This window comes from Nostoc sp. PCC 7524, from assembly GCF_000316645.1.
Classification (GTDB): Bacteria; Cyanobacteriota; Cyanobacteriia; order Cyanobacteriales; family Nostocaceae; genus Trichormus.
Genome location: NC_019684.1, coordinates 3,394,002 through 3,418,400, shown reverse-complemented (window position 1 = coordinate 3,418,400; position 24,399 = coordinate 3,394,002). Strand labels below are relative to the sequence as shown.

Sequence of the window (24,399 nt, the reverse complement as noted above, 5' to 3'; positions counted from 1 at the left end):
GAAGTTCTTGATCTTAATTTGCTAGCATCAACTTAAAAAAGAATGCCGTCAAACCCAACATCAGCAACAGATGGGGAATGTTTTGGAATAGCGATCGCCTCGTAATCCGCAATAATGGATAAGGACTAAATACCATCGCTGAAAGTAGAGTCACACCTTGCAAGAATTGCGCTACATCTAAATTCCAGGTGAGTGTCGGTAAGCCTGCACCACTGTAACCTAGTGTCCTGGCTAACACTGGGATAATTTGCCCCGCTTCAGTGAGCGCAGCAGGGATGTAATGAGTGAGATTGGCTGCTAGGGTTAAGGGGAGATAGGCATAGATGACGGTGAGATAGTCCGGTTGCTCTGCATCGAGGAGACGAGCGATCGCATGAGTAAAATAAGTCAATACAGCAGGAATACTCAAGAGTACAAGAGCAACAGGAATACTGATCGGCAAATGATCAGCATCCACAGGAACAGCAGCCCATCCCAACCATTCTAAAATCGTCTGAGAATGGTGCATGAACACACCACCTAATAACAACAGTAACAAGGCGACTTCTGCCCAAAATCCTTGATGATTGTCCAATAAATCCGAAGCCGGAAATCGTAAATTCAGTTGTGCGGAGCGATTGGGGCAACCTTTCAGGCAAGTCATGCACAGCATACAATCGCGGTTGTCCTGTAATTGCGCTGGATGTGAATAGAGTGGACATCCCCCCGTGGCTTGTCCTTCGTTTTCTAAGGCTTCGGCAAAGGTGATAGGGGTTTTTTCTGTACCTTTATAACAGCCAAAGGTGTTGCACTGACTGCCGCACACTTGTTGAGTTGAGCGCAACTCAATCATTGATAGTTTGGCGAACATCCCGTTCATCCCACCGATGGGGCAAAGATACCGACACCATAATCGACGTTCGTAAATCAGGCTGAAAATCACTGCTCCGGCTGCAATTGTCAACAACAACCATGCAGACAGGTAAGCATGGTGGGGTAAGTCCCAAAGTTTTTCCCATAGGTAAATTGCTACAAAGCCACTGAACACAATCCAACCTCCCCAACGGTTCAACCATTGGGTGTTCCAGGTGAGTTGTTGGCGGGGAAATAGCCATAGAGAAATTCGCCGTATCCATTCTCCGGTGATCATAAATGGACAAACGGCACACCAAAGACGACCAACAAAGGCAAATAGGAACAGATAACCAGGCCACCACCAAGCCCAAAATAAATTCAGGGTGACGCTGCTATCTCGTTCTTGAGAGCCGATAAAACCCAGGATAATCACAGGTACAAAAACTACCATCATTAATATCCAGATGCCGTCAGGATACCAACGACTTAGCAACACTTGCCGCAACCAGGGTACATGAGTTAATAAGTCAAGCCGAAAAGCGTTTTTGGTTGATTGCACCGACCATAATACTTGTTCTGGGATGACTGAATGTCCCTGTGGTGTCATAGTCACGGCTCGGTGCAAAATCTCTGCTAGTTCCGCCAAGTTTCCGGGGTAGTCGTAGCTAATCAAGCGGCGCAAATCAGATTGATCTAGTTTTAACAAGGGGCGATTCTGTTCCCGGCAAAACTGATTTAAGAAGTGGCGGGCGAAATCTGGAATGTCGGCTTTGCGTTGGGGTAGGCTAAAAAGTTTGATGGTGATGGCATCAATATCAGGTAATTCTAGTTTGTTGGGTGATGCTAAGATGAGGCGCACCCAAGATTGAACAGGTTGGGGAGGTGTAGTAGCGAGATTAATTTTGCCCACAATACCGTGATTGGGTAGAATTAATCCGGTTTTGAGGTAGTGGATTAAGCGAGTGCGATCGCCTTCACTCAATACCTGCACATTATGTGACATACTCCCACACTGATGCAAGCATACAGTGTGGGCTTCTCATCCAATCCAGCTATTGCTTCTCCTGACGGAGACGCTACGCGAACGGAGGCGATGAGCTTTGTTTTGAGTCCACGAGATGCCCCTCCGCAGACTTGAACAAGTACAAAAATGTTCAATCCTTTGTACTGTCAGAGTTTTACCTACCCACAGAAGCGACAAACAAATGTCTGTTACTGGGTAGAACCCCATACTCTGAGTTGTCAAGGTTCGGCGCACAGGAAGCGGTTAGCTATTAATTTGATTAAACCTGTACGACTTAAGTATATCATGGTTACGGTGATTTGTCGTAATTATGTCAAGAAAACACAGGGTTGAAACAAGACTTAACGACAGGGAATTGGGACTTTTAAAAGAGTTCGCAGAGACTCTGGATATCCCGATGTCTGAAGCGTTGAGAACCTTAGTCCAAAGTTTGGCGATTCGTCGCCCACCCCACTCCCTCAACGAGTGATAGTCGTTATTGGTCGGGGGTGGGACTCCTCACCGCCCTGCCATTCATCTCATCACTTCCGCTATTGCGGTAAGTGAGAGGCTTCTGTCAGTTCAAGCTAACAGCAGTGTACCTCGCTCCAAAAGTTCTAAAATCCCCGGTTGCTCCTCTACCCTACCAAACAAGGCATCTGTATTCAGTCGGCCATCCTCTGCACGCGGTAAATTTGCACAGTCCATTTCCGCGAAGGGTTGAGATGCTAGTTCTGAGTGAGCATGAATTAAACCTGACACGAATGTTTTACCTGTGCCTACCTGTGCTTGTAAGATTACAGGCTTGAGATTTGCGGCTGCTTGATTAATCTGTTGTGTCAGCTTTTGTGCTGCTTTACTACTGCCGATAATATCTGTCTGACTGGGTACTGGCTGGATGTAAGATTGTAACGATTGAATCCGCACTTGTGACCAAGCAATCCGAATGGCATACTCATGCAAATCTTGAGAAAGCTGGGAATGAATCACCTGTTGAATTGTAGGGTGTTCAACAATGAGACGCTGAAATGCTGCTTTCGGTAGAAATAAAACTTCGCTTTGCGTGAGAGCGATCGCACTTGTTTGATAATGTCCCTCTACTGCATTCGCAATTAAAGTATAACCAAACAAATCCCCTGCATGGCGATACCGAATCAGCAATTGACCAATCAAAGATTCTCGAAATATCTCCACCTTGCCCGACTTTAACAAGTAAAGGCCTGTGGGGGTTTGTCCCTCTTGGTAGATGAGGGTTTGGGGTGCGACGCGAAAGTAATGAAACGAATTGGCGATCGCTTGTAGTGCTTCTGGTGGCAATTGTCCCCAAATCTGATGCACACTCAGCCAACTCCCACAATCTGCCACATCATGAATGATATCTGTGATTAATGGCAGTGGTTGCTCCAGAATTGCCCCCGCCAGTTGAGTGGGAATGGTGGCTGTGGAATTATTTGCCAAACTCAGGTTTGGCTGAATCGTGGGATGAAGATATTTGTCTAGGTACACTGTGATACCTCAAATCTTAAAGTATTAATTTAAACTAAAAATCCAAGTATTTATTCTGTCTGAGGATAGCAGAAGTTTTTTTGATCAGGATGTAAAATATCACGGCTCAATCAGGTATTCATCATTTTAAACCAATGTCATAGATGCTTTACTCCCAATTGAGTAGCTGTTCATAGGATTTAAAAATTTACCAACAAAAATAAATAAATGCCGAGAATAAATTAAAAAGTGTAAAATTATGAGTAAGAATATAAATTTTTGTAAAGCTAATATTAATGTCTAATATTATTGTTAACCTACAAAAACCCCGTGTAATCGTCATCGGTGCTGGAATTGGCGGACTGACGGCTGGTGCATTGTTAGCCCATAGTGGTTACAGCGTGTTAATTCTCGACCAAGCCATTGTCCCAGGCGGATGTGCTTCCACATTTAAACGCCAAGGATTTACGTTTGATGTCGGTGCAACCCAAGTTGCAGGGTTAGAACCAGGGGGTATTCATCATCGGATATTTGCGGAACTAGAAATAGATTTACCAGAGGCTACCCCTTGTGATCCTGCTTGTGCAGTCTATTTACCTGGGGAAAGCACACCGATTAATGTTTGGCGTGATCCTGAGAAATGGCGGGAAGAACGACAAAGACAGTTTCCTGGTAGCGAACCATTTTGGCAACTGATGGCGACTTTATTTAACGCTAGTTGGGAGTTCCAGGGACGTGATCCTGTGTTGCCACCCCGTAATTTATGGGATTTAGGGCAGTTAATTCAAGCAGTGCGTCCGAGTACCTTTATTACTGCACCTTTTACTTTTTTAACTGTAGGTGATGCTTTAAGGTTATTTGGTTTAGGAAATGACAGGCGACTCAGGACATTTTTAGATTTACAACTCAAGCTATATTCTCAAGTCAACGCGGAAGAAACAGCTTTACTTTACGCCGCTACAGCCTTGAGTGTGTCCCAACTACCCCAAGGATTATTTCACCTCCAAGGTAGTATGCAGGTATTGAGCGATCGCCTAGTCTCAGCCTTAGAAAGAGACGGTGGTAAATTATTAATGCGCCACACTGTCGAACAAATCAAAGTTGAAAAAGGCAAAGCTACGGCTGTGGTGATTAGAAATCAAAAAACAGGCGAAGTCTGGACGGAAGCCGCAGATCATGTAGTTGCTAATGTCACTGTACAGAACTTAGTGCAACTATTGGGAGAAAAGGCCCCCATTGGCTATAAACAACGTGTAGAAAAGCTACCCCCAGCATCCGGTGCGTTTGTGGTGTATTTGGGTGTAGATGCTAGCGCGATTCCTTACGATTGTCCGCCGCATTTACAGTTTATGTATGATGCAGATGGAGTCATTGGGGAGAATAATTCTTTATTTGTGTCGGTAAGTCATGGGGGTGATGGACGCGCACCAGCAGGGAAAGCCACAATTATTGCTTCCTCCTTTGTAGATGCTGAACAGTGGTGGCGTACTGAAGATTACCCCGCATTAAAACAGCAGTATACCCAAGATGCGATCGCTAAACTAGCCCAATACTTTTATCTCAAACCGGAAACCATAGTTTATCAAGAAGCCGCCACACCCCGAACTTTTGCTTACTATACTGGGCGCGATCGCGGTATAGTTGGCGGTATCGGTCAAAGAATCCCCACCTTTGGCCCCTTTGGTTTTGCTAATCGTACACCCATTCAGGGTTTATGGTTAGTCGGTGACTCCACCCATCCAGGCGAAGGTACAGCCGGGGTAAGTTATTCCGCCTTGACAGTAGTTAGACAAATTCAGGCACAATAATAATGTTACACACAACATCTAAAGATATATTTAACCTAGACTGACGGGATTGTAAAAAACCACACTACGCTGGATAGATGAATTACGAAACAGCTCGCAAACTCCTAGTAGGTCAAACAATCGCAACTGAGGAAAACCCAGATGCTCTGTTGATGCGAATGAAACAGGGTAAACCACCCGTTCCTGGTCAAATTACCTCAATTTTGTTAGCTTTAAAAGTTGTGTTTGAAGCCTTAAAAGAATCTCCCAGTCTAGATAGAGAATTAACTTTTGCTCTTTATCAATTAAGTGTGAAAACGCAACAGTTATTTATTGCTGGACGTAGAGTTGGTGTTGATTGGCCACCATTACTTAAGGAAGATTTAGTGAGAATTTCTTTAGCTGTGGAAAGTATCTTTTCTGGTGTTTGGCAAACTCCTCCACCTGGAAGTTTTTAAATTAAGCACTCATGGATTCAGATGTCAACAATCCAGACATATCTAATATTAACTGTGACCAATTAGATGCAGTTACCGCAATACGTGCTGTTTCTGTTGGTTTGTCCCAAATATTTATCCACTCTTGTTTCCAAGCCTGTAGCAAGTCTTGAAGTTCATTTAATTCAAAATTATTTATTTCGTTTTTTTGTTTTATCAAAGATAAATACACCAAACTTTCTTCAATTAAAAGCGGAACTAATTCACGATTAGCACTCTTTTCTAACCAGGAATTGAGACGTGCTAAACAAGCTGCTAATTCTCCCAACTGTTGTGCATGGGTTTGGTTGACAAAACTAGCTTCAATTGCACTCCAGTTAGGCATTACAGTCCTCCTAGCAATTGCTGGGTAATTTGACTAACTTGTTCTCGAATTTGTGGAGATTGGATGATCATACTACGATTGTTTTGACTGGGGCGAATGTTAATAATTGACTCAAATACGATCTCTTGAGTGTAAGGAGACCAATCAGCACCCCAAATATATCGTTGTTTGCTACCGTCTTTAAGCAATTCTTGTTCACATTCGTAATGGCGAACGCCACCACCTGCTAGAATTTGACGTTCTATATCTACTGCTATTTTAATAAATACATCCCAGGTTTTCAGCATTTCCTCTATCTCTTGAGGGGTAGCAGCTTCACGGATAATTAAAACCAATGGAAATGAGTCCTACTGAGCAAACAACGTCAATTCATACACTAATTGCTGATTTTAGACAATAGAAGTGAGTATGTGATTATTAGCAAGTGCAATATTCAAGAATTTCATCACAAAACCCCGACTTTTTTTCAAAAATTGGGGTTGTAGTTTTCAAAACAATTAAAACTGCCATATCTGAATTAACGATTTCGCAGTTCTGCTTCTAATTTATCTAAGTCGCTTTTGAGTAAAACCGTCATTTGTCCGGTGAAAGCTTTACCGTTGCGTGGTTGGGCAATTTCTACCCAATAGGCGTAGCGATCGCCTATTCGTAATTCTCCTTTTAAAGCTTCTCTAATGGGAGTTTTGGCAAACCGCGCTGAGTTAATTGCACTCTGGTTAGGATACTCATATACAGTTTGGGCGTTTTTAAAGTCTTGATAAATATCTAAACCGTAAATTACTCTTAAAGACTCTTGCAAACGCTGAAAACTCATGCCGTTAATGGCATCATACATCGCTAGACGCTCATAGCGGATTCTACTTCTATCTTTGGTGAATGCTACTCTACCAGGAGGTAAAACGGAAGCCTGAAAAGTAAATCGCTGGGCTGCTGTATCACTTTTCTGCACATATAGTTTCTCTCCACGACTAGGGCGTAGTGTGGGATGGGCTTTCATCCAAGTACCAACTTCCTCTGTACTTTGTCCTGGTAAAGCATTGGCTTTGGTATCCAATAGCATTCCCACACCTAGCCCAGAAACCAGAGTACAGGCACAAACCAACAAGTTAAGCTGAGATTTTTTTAGCATTTTCCTATACGGGAATTACAGAGAAATTACCCTATAAGGGAGTAATCATAGTCTTCCCGTTTTTCAGCAAAATTATTGCATTGACTATAAACTCACATCAAACAATACATGATCTAAAATTGACGGTTCAGTAGGGTGCGTCAGTATGAATGATTTCTTCGTGTATTTAGGTTTTATCGTGCTGACGCACCCTACATTTGAGATATTGTGTGATTTCAAAGTCCGTAATAACGCAGTGTTCAGTACCTAATTATATAGTTGTGTGTGATGGCAAATCGATGAATAATTCATGCCTTCACACAGCAAAATAAATCACATTAGTTAAGAGTTTATTTCTAACAATTCAACTCTAACTTGCTCTAATATTTGTTGATATCTTCCATCTATCATAACACTGCCACAATTACCGCTTAAATCGACTGAAACCAGACTTAGCTGTATTTTGTCTAATTACTTCCGTATAATCTACCACTGCGGCTTGATAATTACCAAGATTATAGTCGGAATTGGCACGATGATAATACGGTTCTTCAGCTTGAGGCTTGAAAATTTACCGCTACACTACTGGCATTTAGCGGGAGAGAATGTCATTGACACTCCCCTTACCTAACCAGGTTTCGCTTTCGCTCACTTGCTTGAAAAGGCAGGGGATTCTTGGTTCAATGAAACATTACAGAGAAATCTATGAAGTATTTAGGCTCAACAGTTGTTGCTACGGTTACATTAGTGCTGTCGTTGTTAACTCAAGTGATGTCTGTAGCGGGACAAACCCCTATTCAGAGTAAACTTTCGTTGGTTTCAGTCTCCTCCGACACAGAATCAACATCACCACTAGCACAAGTTAATACTAACAGCACAAAAGTTACACCTCTAATTGAACAGTTGAAAACTGACAACAGAGAAGACCGGGAAAAAATCCTGGTAAAGTTAGCGGCAATTGGTCAAGAGGCAATTCCTACTTTGATCAAAGCATTAAAAGACCCAGATAAGCGAGTACGTAGTGGAGTTAGCAACGCTTTGGGTAGAATTTACACTGAAGCCTCTGCTGATGATGCCTCTGCTGCTGTACCTAGTCTGATTGTTGCGCTCAAAGACTCAGAAGTAGAAGTACGCCGCAGTGCTGCTTTTGCATTGAGTCAGATGCCTTTATCTACGCCCGTGTCCAAAAAACAAACTATTGCACCTCACCTTGCTATAGCTCTGAAAGACCAGGATAGAGATGTGCGTATTTTCGCAGCCCTATCTTTGGAGTCATTTGTTGACAATCAAACGTTATTAGCTGTGCCAGAACTCACTTTTGCTCTCCAAGACACAGAACCGGATGTACGTACCCTTGCTGCTTTAGCTTTGGTTAAGATGAATGCTGTACCAGTGCTGATTAAAGCCCTTCAAGACCCAAATAAGAATATACGTATTCTGGTTATTGATGCTTTAGCATTCATAGATATAAAGCACAAACAAACACTACCATACCTGAGAGATGCTCTGAAAGATCCAGATCCTGATGTGCGTCGTCATGCAGCTATAACTTTGGGTTTAATAGGTGCAGAAACCTCTGCGCTTTTCCCTGAACTCAGAGCGACTCTCCGACATCCAGATCCAAGCTTACGTGCTAATGCTACTTTTGCCTTAGCGAATATAGAAATAAAACCTACTGATTTGTTATCAGAGATTATTTTTACTGCACTAAATGATTCGGATGAGCAAGTACGCCTTAACGCTATTTATGCTTTAGTACAAGAAGAATATCAAACTTTTGGCAAAGAACTTCAAGCGGCTCTCAAATCTCCTGTACCAAAGGTACGACCAAATGCTATTAGTATTTTGGGATATATTGGATCGGCAATAATTAATGCAAAAACTAATTTACCTCTGCCAACACTAAATTCGGCTATCCAAGAACAATGGCCAAATTTAAATATTCAACGTGGAATAGTTTTCTCCAGTTTTGGTGAGTTTTATGGAACAAAAATTGGTGTTGAACCAAAAACTGTTTTTTTAGAACTCATATCTGCTCTTCAAGATACAGATGTTGAAGTACGTAATACTGCTGGTTCAAAATTGTTTTATAGCTCTGCACAGCTAATAAATACTTTATCTAAATCTGATGCCGAAATAGTAATATCTCATTTTGAGACAACTTTAAAAACATTGCGAAATCAAAAAAATCTTTTCTCACAACAAGAAATAGAGGCACTGAACATGACTTTACAGGAGCTAATCAAGTCGAAACCAAATTAATCCCAATTAAGGTGTAATACCCACTTTAATAACTTTGCGTGCTTTCATATCGTGAAAAACTTGTTCTAATTCTTTTAATTGTCGCTGTTCACTAATCAATAATTCAAAAGGTATTTTACGACTACCAATTAATGCCAGCGCAGCCCTAACATATTTAGGTGTGTTGTGAAAAACACCTTTTAAGGTGAGTTCGCTGTAATGTAATTGTTCTGTATTGACTGTAATTGTCGTATCTCTAGGACAACCACCGAATAAATTCACAGTAGCACCAGGACGGGCGCAGGCGATCGCAGTTTCCCAAACGCTAGGTACTCCTGTCGCTTCAATCACCACATCTGCTCCCCAACCGTCGGTAAGTTCTTTCACTACACCCGGAATATCTGATGTTTGATGATAGTTAAATGTCTTAGCCGCACCGAGTTTTTCCCCAATTTCTAGTCTGCTGTCGTTACCTCCCCACAGCAACACCTCAGTATTTTCTGCTAAAGCTGCAACAAACATCAACCCAATCGCGCCATCCCCCAAAACTACAACTCTATCTTGAGGTTTAACGTTAGAACGAGCAACTCCATGCAGCACACAAGCTAAGGGTTCTGTTATCGCTGCTAATTCCAACGCCAATTCATCGGGAACGCGCAACATATTATGCTGCACAATAGGAGCAGGAATTTTTAAATATTCGGCAAATGTGCCGTTATTCCAGGTTAAATGGGGACAAAGAGAATATTCTTCACGTTGACAAAAAAAGCATTTCATGCAGGGAGCGGAGTTATTGGCGACGATGCGATCGCCTACTTGCCAACCCGTCACACCCGCACCTACTGCTATAATCTCTCCTGCGGCTTCATGGCCAAATAGAGTTGGCGGTTTCAACATTTTGGCATGACCACCACGCCGCCAAACTTTTAAATCTGTGCCACAAGTTGTAGCTACTCCTACTTGAATCACTACTTCCCCAGCCTCTGGAGAAGGGTCAGCCACTTGTTCTAGGCGTAAATCTTCCTGACCATATAATAATGCTGCTAACACAGCTATAGACCTATAAATTCAGCTCCACCTGATTTTATCAGGTAGAGCCAAAATTTATGCTTATCTAAGTGTTGACAGCTGATTGGGAAACTACACCTGTATTGCGGGTATCCACATTCGGCAAACGATTAACATTTAATAATGGGACTTCTTGTCGGCAAGACAGACAAAACCAATATAGTTCCCCGTGACGGACATGGCGGAGAAGAGAACCGCCACAACAAGGGCAATTGTTGGCTCGCATATTCATACCAATGTTCTCCTCAAAAAATTGTTGTTGAAAAAAGTTAAAAAATTTTGTTGTTTAAAATTGGAATTTTAGCTGATGGATATAACTATTTAGATTGAAGCGGCTTTTGCTAATTTGTGCATCAATCGTTTTATATTCGTCAACTTTTTAGGTAACGCTAAATTTGTTTTCTACATATTCTCTACAACTGCGGTGATTTAATTCCAAAGTAGTAGGAATCGTTTCTAACATTTCCTCATAACTTTGCCAATGGATAATATCGAATTACACCTGTTGTTAGTACACTCGGCTAAGTTCTAGCATCTCTTCCACAGCATACTCTTGAAAAGTTTATTTAAGCGTAATGCACGCAGATAAACTGCTGCTAAATCAGCCAAGTTTTTGAGAACTACCAGAGGCAAACAACTTTAACGCATGACCAGCGACGCAATAATTCATTAGTCAAGTCACTCTCTACCAGTTCAGTCCCTCCGTAACTAGGAGGTGGAACTCCTTCAGGGCAACTTGAGCAATTTTTATAAATTATTTTGCTTTCGGCGATCAGATTCTCCCCAAAATTAATATTTACATCCTCATTTTATGAGGAGAAAAATTATTACTTACTTTTTTGAAATTTAAATTAACCTAACTAACATCTAAAAGCGTCATCTAAGTTAATCCTACCTCAAAAATTATGAGTATGACAGATATATAAGAAAACATTAGTTTAGCCACTGTGCCACTCTTTTTAATATAGGGCTAACCTTTTCTAGTTAAATCTGCCTGGAGAGTCATAAGTAAGTCAAACATTTTGTAGTATAGCTGACAAAAAAATAGATTTTGTAGTTTAAAATACTAAAAATCTAGTATGGGATCAATTTTTTCCATTGCTGATTTAGAGGAAATGGTAAAAAATAAAGAAAAATGGTAAATATTAAATAATTCTAAAAAAATCTAAATTGAAAATTGATTATTCATTTATAGACTGTTAAGCAACTAATGAAAGTAGCCACTTGGAATGTTAACTCGATTCGGACTCGTTTGGAACAGGTTATTGATTGGTTAAAGGAAAATCCCGTTGATGTTCTCTGTTTGCAAGAAACCAAAGTGATAGATGCTGATTTTCCACGATCGCCCATAGAAGAATTAGGCTATCACCTTTATATTTCAGGACAAAAAGCTTATAACGGCGTAGCCTTAATTAGCCTCAAACCACTTGAGGATGTGAGTCACGGATTCACGCCGATTTTGCCAGAGATTGATCCAGTCTGGAATGAGCAAAAACGAGTAATTACGGGTGTATGGGATGGAATTCGGGTTGTGAACCTCTATGTTCCCAATGGTTCAGCGATCGCTAGTGAGAAATATGAATATAAGTTACGCTGGCTGACAGTGCTACGAAAGTATTTGCAAACACTCCTACAAGCAGAACCTGCAATCTGCGTATGTGGGGACTTTAATATTGCCCTAGAAGCCAGAGATATTCACGAACAAGTCAAAGCCGAAAATCACATCATGGCATCGGCAGCAGAGCGTCAAGCTTTACGAGATGTTCTAGAATTAGGCTTTGCTGATGCCTTTCGCAAATTCACCACTGAAGGCGGACACTTTAGTTGGTGGGATTACCGCACCGCCGCCTTCCGTCGCAATATGGGTTGGCGAATTGATCATCACTATCTCACACCAGTTCTCTACGAACGAGCCACCAGCTGCACCATTGATATCTCCCCCAGAAAGTTACCCCAACCAAGTGACCACGCACCAGTGATTGTTGAATTTTAAAGTTGAGCTTTTAGATTAGATATTGGGTACTAGGGACGAGAACACCAATTCAGTATACCTAGAAGAACCCCTCCCCCAGCCCCTCCCCTGCAAGGAGAGGGGAGTTTTTCTCCTCCTTCCCTACTAGGGAAGGGGGTTGGGGGGTTAGGTTTTTCATGACTGAATCGATCCTCTAGGGACTAGGAAAAAGCAGGGGAAACTAAAATCAGTTATCAGTTATCAGCCACTTGATAACTGATAATTGACGACTGTTGATACCCTATGCCCCATTCCCTATGTCCCATGCCCAATCCCCAATCCCTAATCCCTAATCATTATGTTTTTAGTCACAGGAGCAACAGGAGACATTGGCCGCCGGGTTGTAAGACTCTTACGCCAACAGGCGCAGACTGTGCGAGCATTTGTCCGCCTTACCTCGCGTTACGGTGAATTAGAACACCGAGGAGCAGATATCTTTATCGGTGATTTAAAGTGTGACAAAGATATCGTCAAAGCTTGTCAGGGCGTTCAATATATCATCAGCACCCACGGTTCGGATAGCGATGCTCTTTCCTTAGATTACCGTGCTAATATTGCACTCATTGATCAGGCAAAAGCTATGGGAGTACAGCACTTTGTCTTCATTTCTGTACTCGGCTCTGACCGAGGTTATGAAGACGCTCCCGTATTTAAAGCCAAACGAGCTGTAGAACGCTATTTAGCTGCTAGTGGTATAAATTACACTATTTTACGTCCAGCCGGATTAGCATCTAATTTGCTGCCTTTGGCGGAAAGATTTCGAGAAACAGGGTTATATTTACTCATTGGTGATCCTAAAAACCGCACTTCGATTGTGAGTACAGATGATTTAGCCAGGATAGTAGTAGATTCAGTCAAGGTTACAGGCGCTCGTAACCAAATATTTCCAGTTGGAGGCCCAGAGATTTTATTCCGTGAGGACATCCCTCACATCTTTAGCCGCATCTTTAATAAAGAGCCAATAGTGATTAACTCGCCTTTATTATTGGTTGACGGATTACGGAGTGTATTGGGACTAATGAATCCCGAAGCACAAAAGGCTTTGGGAACTTTTCGGACATTGCTGTCAGATGAATTTTTCTGTAGAAAAGAGGAAATAGCTAACTTAGAGCAAACTTTCAACTTCCAATTAGAAACATTGGAAAGTTTTTTGCGGCGCTATTTAGCAGTTTGAATTCGCTCAAGGGGCATGGGATATAACAGAATACCCATCCCCTGCTTCCCCAATCCCCAATCCCCAATTATGAAATATTCCCTATTAGCTAATGCAGCTCAAGCACGTCAAACAAAACAGCAATTTGCTAGACCCGAAGACCAACTGTCCTATGAACTGGGTAAAGCAGTTAAAGAATTACCTGCACTTTATACTAGATTGCTAGCAGGAACGATTAGCTTAGTTGTATTTGGTGCGATCGCCTGGGCGCATTTCTCCGAAATCGATGAGGTGGCAGTAGCACAAGGGGAATTAATCGCTTCCACCCAAGTACGTCCTGTGACATCTCTGGGTAATGGGGAGATTGTCGCCATTAAAGTCAAAGAAGGCGATCGCGTCACCAAAGATCAAGTTATTATTCAGCGTGACCCAGACTTAAAACAAACTGATGTCACCCGCCTAGCCCAAGCTACTAAATTAATTCAAGAAGATTTACAACGCTTACAAGCAGAACGCACAGGTGCTAATAACACCGGTAGTGCCATACAAGATGAACTATTAAAATCTCGTCTGCAAGACTACCAAGCACGTCAAGCAGCAGCAGAAGCAGAAGCCAATCGCCAACGGGCGCTGATTGATCAAGCCAAAGTGCGTCTCACCCGATTAAAAGATAATTTATTCAGTGCGAAAAAAAGTGTTGCTAATGCTCAAACTAACCTTGTCAATGCAGAAAACATCAGTGCCAAAGTTGAAGGCAATTTAGAAATTGCTCAAAGTAGAGAAGAAAATCTCCGCACTCTGATTACTCCTGGTGCTGTTCCCAGAGTAGATTACCTAGAAGCTAAAGAACGATTAACTCGCACCCAAACAGAAATTACTAGGGCAAAAGATGAAGTGACAAATGCCCAAAATCGTTTAACAGAGGCTCAAGACAGAGTTACATCCTTAGAAAAAGATATTGCTGCCCAAGTACAAGAAATTCGCCAAGCACAAGAAGCATATCAAGCAGCCCGTAATCAGCTGCAACGTGTGGCATCCGAGCGCCAAAGTGAAATTTTAACCCAGATAAATAAGCGTCAAGAAGAACTAACTGGTGTAGCTGGTCAGTTAGAACAAGCCAGAAAACAAAAAGAAGGAGAAACTATTAAAGCTCCCGTTGCAGGCACAATCTATAAAATTAAAGCCACCAAGGGGCCAGTACAAGCAGGAGAGGAATTGCTGTCCATCTTACCGGAGGGGGAAGAAATATTACTAGAGGTGAAAGTCCTCAACCGTGATATTGGTTTTATCCAAAAAGGGATGAAAGCAAAAGTGAAAATGGCAACCTTTCCCTTTCAAGAATTCGGCACAATTGATGGTGAAGTTGTGCAAGTCAGCCCCAATGCCATTGTCGATAAAGATTTAGGCTTGGTTTTTCCCGCCAGAATCCAATTGCATAAACACACTTTGAATGTTCGAGGTCAAGAAGTGGCATTTACTCCTGGAATGGTTGCTACTGGGGAAATAGTCACTCGTAAAAAGTCAATTTTGACTTTCATTATGGAACCAGTAACTCGCCGATTCAGTGAGGCATTTTCTGTGAGGTAATCAACTTCGGTATTGGCGTGGCAAGGCTAACGCACCTTTAAACTAAGGGAAGAAAGAGAACGATCGCATCTTGAAGATTGGTCATGCGATCGCCAACCCCAAATTCAGTAAAAACGAAAGCGATCGCCTAATAGAGAGATTTTAGGCGATCGCTTTTGTATTGTATAGACTCTGGTCTCTCTCCAAACCTCTCTCCTGGAACGGTAGAGAGATTATCTTAACTAAACTGTATTGAAAACAAGTTATTAAACAGCCAACAAAAAAGGAGTCTTCTTAGACTCCTTTTTTCATCACAAGAACGTTTCAGTAATTAATCCCGTGCCTTAATTACTTAACTGTTACCTTAGCACCAGCTTCTTCAATCCGCTTCTTAGCGTCTTCAGCAGCTTCCTTAGCAATAGCTTCTTTGATTGGTTTAGGTGCAGCTTCTACCAAGTCTTTTGCTTCTTTCAGACCTAAACCAGTGATTTCCCGTACAACTTTCAGTACAGCAATCTTCTTATCAGCTGGAACAGATTCAAGAATTACATCGAACTCGGTTTTTTCTTCTACTGGTTCAGCAGCAGCAGCAGCAGGAGCAGCCATCATCATCATGCCACCAGCTGGTGCAGCAGCACTTACGCCAAAAGCTTCTTCAATTTGCTTAACTAATTCAGCAGCTTCTAGCAGAGTCAAAGATTTCAATTGTTCTAAAATTTGTTCGGTTGCAGCAGACATTGATATAACTCCTGTAATTGTTGATTTAGTAATTGCTAATTAGGTAATTGGTTGGATATAACCGCTTTACCTATTACTCACTAGCACTGTCAGCGCCACTATTTTCCTTATCAGCGACAGCTTGCAAAGCCCGCGCCAAACCACTGGGAACTTCGTTGATACCTACGGCTACCTTTGTCGCCAAAGCGTTGATAGCTCCAGCAATTTGAGCCATAAGTTGTTCTTTGGATGGCAAATCTCCTAAAGCTTTGACATCCGGTTCTTTGAGTAGGCGACCTTCCATAACGCCGCCACGAAGTTCTGTCTTCTTGGAGGCTTTTTGGAAATCTTGGTAAGCTTTGATTGCAGAAGAAAAATCTTCTTTAACCAATAAGAAGGCAGATGAACCCTTCAGCAACTCCGACAGGGGTTGCCATTTTTCATCGTCTTGAATGGCAATACCCATAAAAGTGTTCTTCGTCACTTTACAGATAGTGCCAGTGGGACGCAACCGCCGCCGTAAGTCTGTAATTTCCGCAACTGTCAGCCCTTGATAGTCAATTACCAATGCCAAAGTTGACTCACTCAAAGTTTCTTTGAGTTCAGCTACTATCTCTTTTTTGTTTTCTAGTGTTCTACCCATGTCGGTTTCACCTCCTCAAAACAATCGTCGATTTCTCTTTTGTGATGTTTTTTCTGACTAGGGCATAACAATAAACCCCAGCTATCTCAGCCGGGGTTTAGTATCAAGACTATTGCGGCCACAGTTACACACAATTTTCGTGCAACTTTCGGCAATAGAACTTCTACCTCGGCAGGATATTAAGCAATTAGCACCTGCTGTCTCCGGCTTTGCTTATTCAATTTTGGGCATTGAGCATTGGACATCAGTTTCAGGGAAAAAGGTAAGGTTTAAAAAGATTAACTTTCTGTTTTTTCCCTATTCCCCAGTCCCCAGTCCGTAATTACCAGTCCCTAATTAAGCAACTTCAGTCAGTTTATAATCTCGCAGAGCAGCAACATCGACTCTAATGGATGGCCCCATTGTGGCGGACACATAAATTGAACGCCAATAACGGCCTTTGGCTCCTGAAGGACGGTTACGGTCAATCGTCTCTTGTAACGCCTTCAGGTTTACCAATAAATCTTCTGGCGAGAAGGATGCCTTTCCAAACATAACATGAACTATGCCTGTACGGTCAGCCCGGAATTCTAATTTACCAGCTTTAAATTCCGCGATCGCACTGGCGATGTCAAATGTGACTGTACCACCTTTTGGTGATGGCATTAAACCACGAGGACCTAACAATTTACCAAGTTTTGCTACCTGTGGCATGACATCTGGTGTAGCAATCAATTTGTCAAAATCCATTCTGCCTTTTTGGATTTCGTCAATTAGTTCTTCAGAACCAACTACATCAGCGCCAGAGTTGGAGGCTTCTGTAACTTTTTCACCACGGGCAATCACTGCCACCCTTACCACTTGCCCTGTGCCTTTGGGTAGTGCTACTGTGGTACGCAATTGTTGATCTGTATATTTTGGATCAATACCTAGACGGATATGTGCTTCCGCAGCTTCGGGAAATTTGGCTGTAGCGGTCTCTTTCAGGAGGGCTAAAGCATCTAAAGGTGCGTATTCTTTATCTTCTACTTTTGCTTGCAATTCTCGCAAGCGACGTGATACTTTTTGTGTCATTTTTATCTCCAGGGGTTGTTGACGAAGCTATGCCTCTCCCCCAATGTAATTTTTGGATTTTAGATGGGAAATTGATTATAAATTGAGTCTAATTGCTCACTCAAAATTCAATCAATCTTGGACGGTTACACCCATGTTCTTGGCGGTTCCTGCCACAATTTTCATCGCCGCGTCTATGTCGTTAGCGTTGAGGTCAGGAAGTTTGGTTTGAGCTATTTCCCGCAGTTGCGCTGTGGTAATTGAACCAACTTTCTTTTTATTAGGTTCGTTGGAACCTCTTTCAATTTTCGCTGCCTTGCGAATCAATACTGATGCTGGAGGTGTTTTGAGTACAAATGTAAAACTCCGGTCTTCATAAACCGAAATTTCTACAGGAATTACCATCCCAGCTTGGTCTGCTGTTTTGGCGTTGTACTCTTTGCAGAACATCATGATATTAACACCATGTTGACCCAACGCAGGGCCAACTGGGGGTGCTGGGTTGGCTTTTCCAGCATTCAAGGCCAGTTTAATGACCGCTACTACTTTCTTTGCCATTTGGATTTAGCTCTGTTTTTCTACCTGATTAAATTCCAGTTCTACTGGTGTGTCTCGCCCAAAAATTGACAGCAAGGCTTTGAGTTTACTCCGTTCAGGGCTAACTTCAATTACCTCACCTTCAAAGTCCTTAAATGGGCCAGAAAGCACGACTATCTTATCACCAGTTGCCATGTCAATTTTGACAATTGGCTCTTGTTCGGTGGTTTGTTTGAATATCCGCTCTACTTCTGAGTGACCTAAAGGTACTGGTTTAACGTGACCGCGACCTTTGCCGCTACCACGTTTTTGTTCGGCTCCCACAAAGTTAATTACATGGGATGTGTTACGTACCACCTGCCAGGTATCATCATCCATCATCATCCTTACTAGCACATAGCCCGGAAAAACTTTTTCCTCTGTGTGCTGGCGGCTACCATCCTTGCGGATTTTTACTGCTGGCGTGTGGGGAATCTCTACCTGGAGAATTTTATCAGCCACGTCAAAAGTTTGGATGCGCTGTTCTAAATTTGTTTTTACCCGCTTTTCGCAGCCTGAGGCCACCTGTACGGCATACCAGCGTGCTTCATTAGACGCTGCTTCTGCTGTTTCCTCTGACTGCAACGCCGAGTCCATTGGTTCGTCTGTTGCAAAAGTCATCAGAATACCTGTTTTGCTGCCCAAGAAAACAATCCATCGACCAAATAGATCAAAGAAGCGGAGAGTGTCACCATCAGCAATACGGCGGCTGATTCGCTGACAAGTTGCTTCCGGCTAGGCCAAACTACTTTCTCTAATTCTTCTCTTGTTCCTTGAAAGAAATTGAGAAAGTTAAACCCACCAGCGTTTTCTGCGATTTCTGCCTCATTTTTTTTGGCCACGATCGTTTATCCCCCCATCTTTTTCAATACAGCTATACTTTGCTAATTTTCATCCAGGTTGACAGCTTTGACTCCATCAAAAATTAACTGGAAACAAAAAAGCTGCAAGTATCAAACAACTATACCCGAAACCAACAGCACTATCTGCTATGTTAGCAGGCGTGCTACTGATTCGGGTTGTGTTTTTACTTTCGAGCGCGCCCTGGAGGACTCGAACCCCCGACATCAGGTTTTGGAGACCTGCGTTCTACCAACTGAACTAAGAGCGCACAAGCTGGGTTGGGTTTGTTGGCGGTGCTGAAACTTTTTTTAGTTTAATGCACAATCGCGATTATATCACATTTTTTTTAGTGAGTAAACTAGCGGCAGATGCCGCCTGCTAACCGAGATTTTCCCCCTACCCTGAACAAAGAGTTACAAAGCACGGTCAAAACGTTGCTTAATCCGTGTAGCCTTACCGACACGACCGCGCAGATAGTAGAGTTTAGCACGTCTGACTTTACCGCGACGTAATACTTTAATACTGTCAATGCGGGGAGAATGTAATAAGAATACCCGCTCAACGCCCACCCCTTGGAAGACTCGACGAACTGTAATAGTTTCGTTAATACCGCCGTTACGCATGGCAATTACAACTCCCTCGTAGGGTTGGACGCGGTATTTATCGCCTTCTTTAATTTTCACGCCTACTCTTACGGTGTCACCCACGTAAATTTGAGGCAAATTTGATTTTAGTTGTTCCGCTTCAATGGAGCGAATAATTTCTTGAGCACTCATAGCTAGTCTGCTTAAAAAACTCACGATCATCCATCATAAATCCAGAATCATCTTTCAGTCCACTGGTTTAGGTTAAGGATGGAAGAAATTTTTTCCGGACTTAGCCATTTCCCAATCCTCTATCTCTTTAATCCCTAATTTGCTCCTTAAGTAGTAATTTATCGTTGCCCTGTGTAGTAGTCCTAAAAAACTGATGAAATTACTGATACAGGAATCTGAGCATAAGAGCTATATTACAAAAACCATAATTTTGCCACAGGTGTGAGATTTATGACATTTAGTATTGTTATCTCTACCTACAATCGCTTAGATTTGCTACGCCGTGCTATTGACTCTGCACTTAAACAGACTATTCCTTGTGAGGTAGTGGTGGCTGATGACTGCTCTTCTGATGAAACAGAACAGTATGTTAAAAGTTTAGGTGATGCCGTTGTTTATCACCGTAATGAAGTCAATCAAGGCCATGCAGCTACAGTTAATGCTGGCGTGCAGAAAGCTAGCGGTGATTGGATTAAGTTTTTAGATGATGATGACTATTTAGATGTTAATTGTATTGAACAAATGACAAAGGCGATCGCATTGTGTCCTGATGCTGTCATTTGTTCTTGCATTGCGGCTCAAGTAGACCAGAATGAAGTTGAACTTAGTCTTACTCCTCGGTTTGGCCCTGGTTTAGCTTTTTATATTCCCCAAGCTGATATTCACTACGGTATGCTTTTGGAATTGGTACCATTTGGTACACCAGTTCAGGTTGCGTGTCGCCGAGATGCTTTCTTGCAGTCTGGTGGTTGGGATTCTCAACTAGATACCAACTGTGATGATATTGATTCTTGGATTCGCATTGCTCAGTTTGGCCATGCCATTTTTCTCAATCAGTGCCTGGCTTACCGCACAATTTGGACTGGTGCTTATAACCAAAAATTTTCTTTTCTCCAACGTCTAAATACAAACATTATGATGAAAGAGAAGATTTACACTTTCATCGATGAAAAACACCAATCTTATTTACCCACTCTGCAAGACATCAAAAATTACCTGAAATTACATTGGATTCTAGTAGCGTTGAAAAAACGAGACTTACGAATCTTTTCTAAAATGCTAGATAAATCAATTTTTTATCTTTCCACTTGGTGGCTTTTGTGGAAAGTTGTGTATTCACGTCGTTTAAATATGTACAATTCCCATATTGATAAATTTGTATTAATGGAAGCCTAAACAAGGCGTTCTGATGAAATCAGTAGAGACGTAACAATGCTACGTCTCTACATTCTTGTTTGGAGATGTCTAGTGTGACGGACAAGTATAGCAGGGGACAGGTGACAGGTGACAGGGGATAGGGGACAGGTTTAAAAGCCTCTGATGGTAATGGTTTTATGATTTCCTGATGTCCTAATCTCATTGGCTACAGCTACATAACAGAGGGTAAAGAGACGAGAAACTAGAGTTTTTTACTCAGCACGCGGCTCAACGCCGCGCTACTGCTAACTAGGCTTTATTGAAATTTTTCTTCCATAAGCGTAGCCAAACTAACACAGGTTTGCTCCAAGTTCCACCGAGTAAATCGTGAAGTAGGGTATAGAAGCAGGGAATAATAAACAGTGTCAGTAGTGTTGCTAGGGATAGACCTGAAAATACTACTATACCCAAAGGTTGGAGAAATTCTGAGCCTTCACCAATTCCTAATGCTAAGGGAAACATCCCTAAAACAGTGGTGATGGTAGTCATTAAAACTGGACGTAAACGTTGCGGGGCTGCTTGCAAAATAGCAGTTTTGCGGTCTACTTTTTCCCGTTCCCGAATTTGGTTGGCTAATTCCACCATGATGATAGCGTTGTTCACCACAATACCCACCAGTAAGACTGCACCAACTATGACAGTTGCACCAATGGCAGTCTGAGTAATGTAGAGTCCAAAAATCCCACCAGCTAATGCTAGAGGAATTGTGAACATAATTACTAAGGGGTCGATAAGTGAATTGTATTGTACTGCCATCACTACAAAAACTAGGAAGGTAGCTAACCCACCTAACAGTTGCAATGAATCTTGTAGTTGCTGATTGGATGCGGCGGCTGAACTGGGTAAGATGCTGACACCTTCTGGTAAGTTGAGGCTATCTACTACTGCTTGTACTTGTGCTAAGGCTGCACTCAAGCTAGCACCTTCGGTTAAATTGCCTGCAAAGATAATCACTTGGCGTTGATTGATGCGCTGAATCTCTCCGGGGGCTTGGTCTTCGGCAATTTGGGCAACGTCGCTTAAGCGGACTTGACGATTGCCATCTACAAATAAAGGTAATCTCTCCAGTTGAGACGGTGTTTGTACAGATGTTTCATTTAACTGGACTCGGACATCAACTAAACGGTTGCCACGTTGTAGTTGAGTGGGTACGCTACCTTCTAGGGCAGTTTGAATTGTATTGCCGATATCTTGGGTAGTTAATCCTAAAGCTGCGACTCTTTCCCAGTCGGGACGGATTTGAATTTCTGGCTGTCTGTCATCGGCATCGGGACGAAATCTAGCTAGGGTGGCACGTTCTTCTAAGGCTGTGAGGACTTGACGACTAGCTTGTTCTAAAGCTTGTGAGTCATTACCCTGAAGAATGATGTCAACATCAGCATTGCGGACAGGGGAATTATTAACTATTAAACCTCGTACTTGACCAGGAGCTAGGCGGAGACGAATGCCTGCTAAATTTAACTTGTTAAAAGCTTGGGTGACTCGTTCAATGTAAGCATCGATATCTGTACCGGGTGTGAGGGTAATGTTACTCGTACCACGTAGGGGATTAGCATTTGTATTAGTCCCAAACAGCGCACCGCCAGAGGTAGAGAAGACGTATTCTGTTTCTGGTTGTTGGCGGAGGATTTTATCCACCGCATTCATAACTTTACGGTTAGTTTCTAAGGGTGTACCTGGGGGAAACTGGGCAAATAAATTAGCTTGTCCTGTACTAATCCGGGGAAGGATTTGCTGAGGGATTTGAGGAACCATCCATAAGCTACTGCCACCAAAGAGGATAATGGCGATCGCAATTACTACTAACCGCCAGCGTAATATAATCCTTAAGAAGCCACCATACATCCTGGTAGTGTCTGCAAAGCGGCGATTGAACTGCTGCAACAGCCAGAATTTGCCCAAATTACTCGAAAATTTCCATCCTAATAACCGGGAGGAGAGCATCGGTACAACCGTAACTGCAATCAAAATGGAAGCAGCCACCGAGAAGCTAATAGTAAGAATTAATTCGTTGAATAATAGAGCGATAAAACCGCCAATCAGCAAGAATGGTAATACTGCTACTAAGTTAGTGCTAGTGGAAGCAATCAACGCCGATTCTACTTCTCTGCTACTTTGTTCTGCTTGATCAATTAATTGTTGTGGACGCAAACGGCTTTTGTTATCCTTACCAGGAGTCATACCGACACCCTCGGCAATGTTTTCTAACATAACGATGGAGTTGTCTACGACAATACCCACACCCAAGGCTAAACCACCCAAACTAAAAACGTTGAGGGATAAGCCAAATAACCCCATCAAGATGATTGCTGCTAGGGTGGCTAAGGGGATGGCAACAACGATAATCAAAGTTTGTCGTAGAGAACCGAGAAATAAGAGAACTGCGATCGCCGCCAATCCAGTACCAATCAACCCAGAACTTGTAACATTGGAGATAGAATTGCGGATAAATTTGGATTCATCTAAAGTGGGTGTCATGATCGTCCCTTCAGGAACGACACCAGATTCTTGCAATTGTTCTAAACGGATTTTGACAGCATCAACCACATTGATCGTATTCGCATCTGGCTGCTTTTGAATACTGACTTTGACGGCTGGTTCACCGTTGAGGGAAACATAAATCCTTTGTTGTTCTGAACCATCGATAACTTCAGCAAAGTCTCGCAGATAGACACGGCGAGTGGGGACTGGGGAAGCTGAACTGGAGGAAACTGCAAAAGATAAGTTTCTAATTTCATCTGCATTTTTAAAGCGTCCTACAGTCCGGGTGAGTGGCTCAGAATTGACTCCCAAAAGCCGACCGCCGGAAATATCTTGGTTGCGGTTTCTCAACTCATCTAGAACATCAGTTAAACCTATACCTAAAGCTTGCAAGCGGTCTAAATCAAGATTGACTCTAATTTCTTCTTGTAAACCTCCCGATACACTTACCCCAGCCACTCCAGGGACAACACCTAATTCCCGTGCGAGTTCTTCTTCGGCAAACACTCGTAAATCAACTCCTGTCAAGGATGGAGAAGTGAGTGCCATTTCGTAGACAGGTAGCTGGGAAGGGTCTACTTTAAATAAGCGCGGCGATTCAATGGTGTCTGGTAAGGTGCTTCTAGCTCTATTAAAGGCGGCTGTGGCATCGTTCAAGGCTTGGTCAATATTACCTCCAGGTTGGAAGTACAAATCTATACTGACTTGCCCCTCACGAGTTTGGGAAAAAACCTGGATCACGCCCTCAGTAGCAGAAAAAGCTTCTTCTAGGGGTTTTGTCACTTCATCAATCGCTACCTCTGGGGAAATACCAGGTGCTTGTATCCGTACACCAATGCGAGGATAGGTAATTGAGGGTAATAAATCTACAGGTAGTTTGGCAATGAAAAATACACCTAAAACTATCACTGCTAGGGTAAGCATGAGTGTGCCGATATGTTTGCGAATGGATATGGCACTGATACTAAATCCACCGCCGTTATTCACTTGCTGCATTTGTGTCGCTGCTCCCATTCA

The 24,399-nt window shown here is 42.5% G+C and carries 23 protein-coding genes, 1 tRNA gene and 1 other annotated feature; of the genes, 8 read left to right on the top strand and 16 right to left on the bottom strand.

Annotated elements, in window-relative coordinates; all coding sequences use genetic code 11:
• Positions 1 to 13: 13 nt before the first annotated feature.
• Positions 14 to 1,837, bottom strand: a complete 1,824-nt coding sequence (locus tag NOS7524_RS13730; protein WP_015139078.1) for a 4Fe-4S binding protein — start codon at positions 1,835 to 1,837, stop codon at positions 14 to 16.
• 331 nt (positions 1,838 to 2,168) lie between these two features.
• Here NOS7524_RS13730 and NOS7524_RS30040 point away from each other — a divergent pair, with 331 nt between their 5' ends.
• Positions 2,169 to 2,327 carry a hypothetical protein gene (locus tag NOS7524_RS30040; RefSeq protein WP_171815336.1) on the top strand — a complete coding sequence of 53 codons (159 nt, stop codon included), beginning with the start codon at positions 2,169 to 2,171 and terminating at the stop codon, positions 2,325 to 2,327.
• A 92-nt stretch (positions 2,328 to 2,419) separates the two neighbouring features.
• Here NOS7524_RS30040 and NOS7524_RS13725 read toward each other — a convergent pair whose 3' ends face one another.
• Positions 2,420 to 3,343, bottom strand: coding sequence for a cyclic nucleotide-binding domain-containing protein (locus tag NOS7524_RS13725; protein WP_015139077.1), 924 nt, complete (start codon positions 3,341 to 3,343; stop codon positions 2,420 to 2,422).
• Between the two features lie 275 nt (positions 3,344 to 3,618).
• On the opposite strand from NOS7524_RS13725, the gene crtD reads away from it, so the two are divergent.
• Positions 3,619 to 5,130 carry a C-3',4' desaturase CrtD gene (gene crtD, locus NOS7524_RS13720; RefSeq protein WP_015139076.1) on the top strand — a complete coding sequence of 504 codons (1,512 nt, stop codon included), beginning with the start codon at positions 3,619 to 3,621 and terminating at the stop codon, positions 5,128 to 5,130.
• 77 nt (positions 5,131 to 5,207) lie between these two features.
• On the top strand, positions 5,208 to 5,567 hold the full coding sequence (locus NOS7524_RS13715; protein ID WP_015139075.1) for a hypothetical protein: 360 nt from the start codon (positions 5,208 to 5,210) through the stop codon (positions 5,565 to 5,567).
• A gap of 1 nt (position 5,568) precedes the next feature.
• Here NOS7524_RS13715 and NOS7524_RS13710 read toward each other — a convergent pair whose 3' ends face one another.
• The 3 genes from NOS7524_RS13710 to NOS7524_RS13700 form a co-directional block, all read right to left on the bottom strand.
• Positions 5,569 to 5,931: a hypothetical protein gene (locus NOS7524_RS13710; protein WP_015139074.1), complete on the bottom strand. Its 363-nt coding sequence runs from the start codon at positions 5,929 to 5,931 to the stop codon at positions 5,569 to 5,571.
• Positions 5,931 to 6,266 carry a DUF5674 family protein gene (locus NOS7524_RS13705; protein ID WP_015139073.1) on the bottom strand — a complete coding sequence of 112 codons (336 nt, stop codon included), beginning with the start codon at positions 6,264 to 6,266 and terminating at the stop codon, positions 5,931 to 5,933. Before NOS7524_RS13705 ends, NOS7524_RS13710 begins: the two co-directional genes overlap by 1 nt.
• A 182-nt stretch (positions 6,267 to 6,448) precedes the next feature.
• Positions 6,449 to 7,060 carry a hypothetical protein gene (locus NOS7524_RS13700; protein ID WP_015139072.1) on the bottom strand — a complete coding sequence of 204 codons (612 nt, stop codon included), beginning with the start codon at positions 7,058 to 7,060 and terminating at the stop codon, positions 6,449 to 6,451.
• A 684-nt stretch (positions 7,061 to 7,744) separates the two neighbouring features.
• Here NOS7524_RS13700 and NOS7524_RS13695 point away from each other — a divergent pair.
• Positions 7,745 to 9,301 carry a HEAT repeat domain-containing protein gene (locus NOS7524_RS13695; protein ID WP_015139071.1) on the top strand — a complete coding sequence of 519 codons (1,557 nt, stop codon included), beginning with the start codon at positions 7,745 to 7,747 and terminating at the stop codon, positions 9,299 to 9,301.
• A 6-nt stretch (positions 9,302 to 9,307) separates the two neighbouring features.
• Here the strand turns inward: NOS7524_RS13695 and NOS7524_RS13690 are convergent, their stop codons facing one another.
• A complete protein-coding gene (locus NOS7524_RS13690; protein ID WP_015139070.1) occupies positions 9,308 to 10,330 on the bottom strand; it encodes a zinc-dependent alcohol dehydrogenase in 1,023 nt (340 codons plus the stop codon).
• Between the two features lie 64 nt (positions 10,331 to 10,394).
• Positions 10,395 to 10,580 carry a hypothetical protein gene (locus tag NOS7524_RS28675; RefSeq protein ID WP_015139069.1) on the bottom strand — a complete coding sequence of 62 codons (186 nt, stop codon included), beginning with the start codon at positions 10,578 to 10,580 and terminating at the stop codon, positions 10,395 to 10,397.
• Positions 10,581 to 11,558: 978 nt separating this feature from the next.
• On the opposite strand from NOS7524_RS28675, the gene xth reads away from it, so the two are divergent.
• From xth to NOS7524_RS13675, 3 genes are all read left to right on the top strand, one after another.
• A complete protein-coding gene (gene xth, locus NOS7524_RS13685) occupies positions 11,559 to 12,341 on the top strand; it encodes an exodeoxyribonuclease III (protein ID WP_015139068.1) in 783 nt (260 codons plus the stop codon).
• Positions 12,342 to 12,657: 316 nt separating this feature from the next.
• A complete protein-coding gene (locus tag NOS7524_RS13680; protein ID WP_015139067.1) occupies positions 12,658 to 13,533 on the top strand; it encodes an SDR family oxidoreductase in 876 nt (291 codons plus the stop codon).
• Positions 13,534 to 13,602: 69 nt separating this feature from the next.
• A complete protein-coding gene (locus tag NOS7524_RS13675) occupies positions 13,603 to 15,099 on the top strand; it encodes an HlyD family efflux transporter periplasmic adaptor subunit (protein ID WP_015139066.1) in 1,497 nt (498 codons plus the stop codon).
• 327 nt (positions 15,100 to 15,426) lie between these two features.
• On the opposite strand, the gene rplL is transcribed toward NOS7524_RS13675, so the two are convergent.
• The 8 genes from rplL to rplS form a co-directional block, all read right to left on the bottom strand.
• Positions 15,427 to 15,816, bottom strand: a complete 390-nt coding sequence (rplL, locus tag NOS7524_RS13670; RefSeq protein ID WP_015139065.1) for a 50S ribosomal protein L7/L12 — start codon at positions 15,814 to 15,816, stop codon at positions 15,427 to 15,429.
• 73 nt (positions 15,817 to 15,889) lie between these two features.
• On the bottom strand, positions 15,890 to 16,438 hold the full coding sequence (gene rplJ, locus NOS7524_RS13665) for a 50S ribosomal protein L10 (protein WP_015139064.1): 549 nt from the start codon (positions 16,436 to 16,438) through the stop codon (positions 15,890 to 15,892).
• A 60-nt stretch (positions 16,439 to 16,498) separates the two neighbouring features.
• Positions 16,499 to 16,663 (bottom strand) — a sequence feature (ribosomal protein L10 leader region).
• A 111-nt stretch (positions 16,664 to 16,774) separates the two neighbouring features.
• Complete coding sequence (rplA, locus tag NOS7524_RS13660; protein WP_015139063.1) at positions 16,775 to 17,491, bottom strand: 50S ribosomal protein L1; 717 nt, start codon at positions 17,489 to 17,491, stop codon at positions 16,775 to 16,777.
• 111 nt (positions 17,492 to 17,602) lie between these two features.
• Complete coding sequence (gene rplK, locus NOS7524_RS13655) at positions 17,603 to 18,028, bottom strand: 50S ribosomal protein L11 (RefSeq protein ID WP_015139062.1); 426 nt, start codon at positions 18,026 to 18,028, stop codon at positions 17,603 to 17,605.
• A 6-nt stretch (positions 18,029 to 18,034) separates the two neighbouring features.
• Positions 18,035 to 18,667: a transcription termination/antitermination protein NusG gene (gene nusG, locus NOS7524_RS13650; RefSeq protein ID WP_015139061.1), complete on the bottom strand. Its 633-nt coding sequence runs from the start codon at positions 18,665 to 18,667 to the stop codon at positions 18,035 to 18,037.
• The gene (gene secE / locus NOS7524_RS13645; protein ID WP_015139060.1) at positions 18,667 to 18,888 is read right to left on the bottom strand and encodes a preprotein translocase subunit SecE; all 222 of its coding nucleotides are present in this window, start codon (positions 18,886 to 18,888) and stop codon (positions 18,667 to 18,669) included. The genes nusG and secE overlap by 1 nt, the downstream gene beginning before the upstream one ends.
• Before the next feature lie 196 nt (positions 18,889 to 19,084).
• Positions 19,085 to 19,157: transfer RNA gene (locus NOS7524_RS13640), tRNA-Trp, on the bottom strand.
• A gap of 145 nt (positions 19,158 to 19,302) precedes the next feature.
• Positions 19,303 to 19,665 (bottom strand): 50S ribosomal protein L19, encoded by a 363-nt coding sequence (gene rplS, locus NOS7524_RS13635; RefSeq protein WP_041555319.1) that lies wholly within the window; start codon positions 19,663 to 19,665, stop codon positions 19,303 to 19,305.
• A 270-nt stretch (positions 19,666 to 19,935) separates the two neighbouring features.
• On the opposite strand from rplS, the gene NOS7524_RS13630 reads away from it, so the two are divergent.
• Entirely contained in the window at positions 19,936 to 20,880 is a 945-nt protein-coding gene (locus NOS7524_RS13630; protein ID WP_015139058.1) for a glycosyltransferase family 2 protein, read from the top strand.
• A gap of 270 nt (positions 20,881 to 21,150) precedes the next feature.
• Here NOS7524_RS13630 and NOS7524_RS13625 read toward each other — a convergent pair whose 3' ends face one another.
• Positions 21,151 to 24,378, bottom strand: coding sequence for an efflux RND transporter permease subunit (locus tag NOS7524_RS13625; RefSeq protein WP_041555763.1), 3,228 nt, complete (start codon positions 24,376 to 24,378; stop codon positions 21,151 to 21,153).
• Positions 24,379 to 24,399 lie beyond the last annotated feature (21 nt).

Excerpts from the sequence above, each read along its gene's own strand:
- NOS7524_RS13730 (WP_015139078.1), bottom strand. The coding sequence starts at position 1,837 with ATGTCACATAATGTGCAGGTATTGAGTGAAGGCGATCGCACTCGCTTA.
- NOS7524_RS13700 (WP_015139072.1), bottom strand. The coding sequence starts at position 7,060 with ATGCTAAAAAAATCTCAGCTTAACTTGTTGGTTTGTGCCTGTACTCTG.
- rplJ (WP_015139064.1), bottom strand. The coding sequence starts at position 16,438 with ATGGGTAGAACACTAGAAAACAAAAAAGAGATAGTAGCTGAACTCAAA.
- NOS7524_RS13710 (WP_015139074.1), bottom strand. The coding sequence starts at position 5,931 with ATGCCTAACTGGAGTGCAATTGAAGCTAGTTTTGTCAACCAAACCCAT.
- rplS (WP_041555319.1), bottom strand. The coding sequence starts at position 19,665 with ATGAGTGCTCAAGAAATTATTCGCTCCATTGAAGCGGAACAACTAAAA.
- NOS7524_RS13715 (WP_015139075.1), top strand. The coding sequence starts at position 5,208 with ATGAATTACGAAACAGCTCGCAAACTCCTAGTAGGTCAAACAATCGCA.
- crtD (WP_015139076.1), top strand. The coding sequence starts at position 3,619 with ATGTCTAATATTATTGTTAACCTACAAAAACCCCGTGTAATCGTCATC.
- NOS7524_RS28675 (WP_015139069.1), bottom strand. The coding sequence starts at position 10,580 with ATGAATATGCGAGCCAACAATTGCCCTTGTTGTGGCGGTTCTCTTCTC.
- xth (WP_015139068.1), top strand. The coding sequence starts at position 11,559 with ATGAAAGTAGCCACTTGGAATGTTAACTCGATTCGGACTCGTTTGGAA.
- NOS7524_RS13695 (WP_015139071.1), top strand. The coding sequence starts at position 7,745 with ATGAAGTATTTAGGCTCAACAGTTGTTGCTACGGTTACATTAGTGCTG.
- NOS7524_RS13625 (WP_041555763.1), bottom strand. The coding sequence starts at position 24,378 with ATGCAGCAAGTGAATAACGGCGGTGGATTTAGTATCAGTGCCATATCC.
- rplK (WP_015139062.1), bottom strand. The coding sequence starts at position 18,028 with ATGGCAAAGAAAGTAGTAGCGGTCATTAAACTGGCCTTGAATGCTGGA.
- NOS7524_RS13680 (WP_015139067.1), top strand. The coding sequence starts at position 12,658 with ATGTTTTTAGTCACAGGAGCAACAGGAGACATTGGCCGCCGGGTTGTA.
- NOS7524_RS13675 (WP_015139066.1), top strand. The coding sequence starts at position 13,603 with ATGAAATATTCCCTATTAGCTAATGCAGCTCAAGCACGTCAAACAAAA.
- rplL (WP_015139065.1), bottom strand. The coding sequence starts at position 15,816 with ATGTCTGCTGCAACCGAACAAATTTTAGAACAATTGAAATCTTTGACT.
- nusG (WP_015139061.1), bottom strand. The coding sequence starts at position 18,667 with ATGACTTTTGCAACAGACGAACCAATGGACTCGGCGTTGCAGTCAGAG.
- NOS7524_RS30040 (WP_171815336.1), top strand. The coding sequence starts at position 2,169 with ATGTCAAGAAAACACAGGGTTGAAACAAGACTTAACGACAGGGAATTG.
- rplA (WP_015139063.1), bottom strand. The coding sequence starts at position 17,491 with ATGACACAAAAAGTATCACGTCGCTTGCGAGAATTGCAAGCAAAAGTA.
- NOS7524_RS13630 (WP_015139058.1), top strand. The coding sequence starts at position 19,936 with ATGACATTTAGTATTGTTATCTCTACCTACAATCGCTTAGATTTGCTA.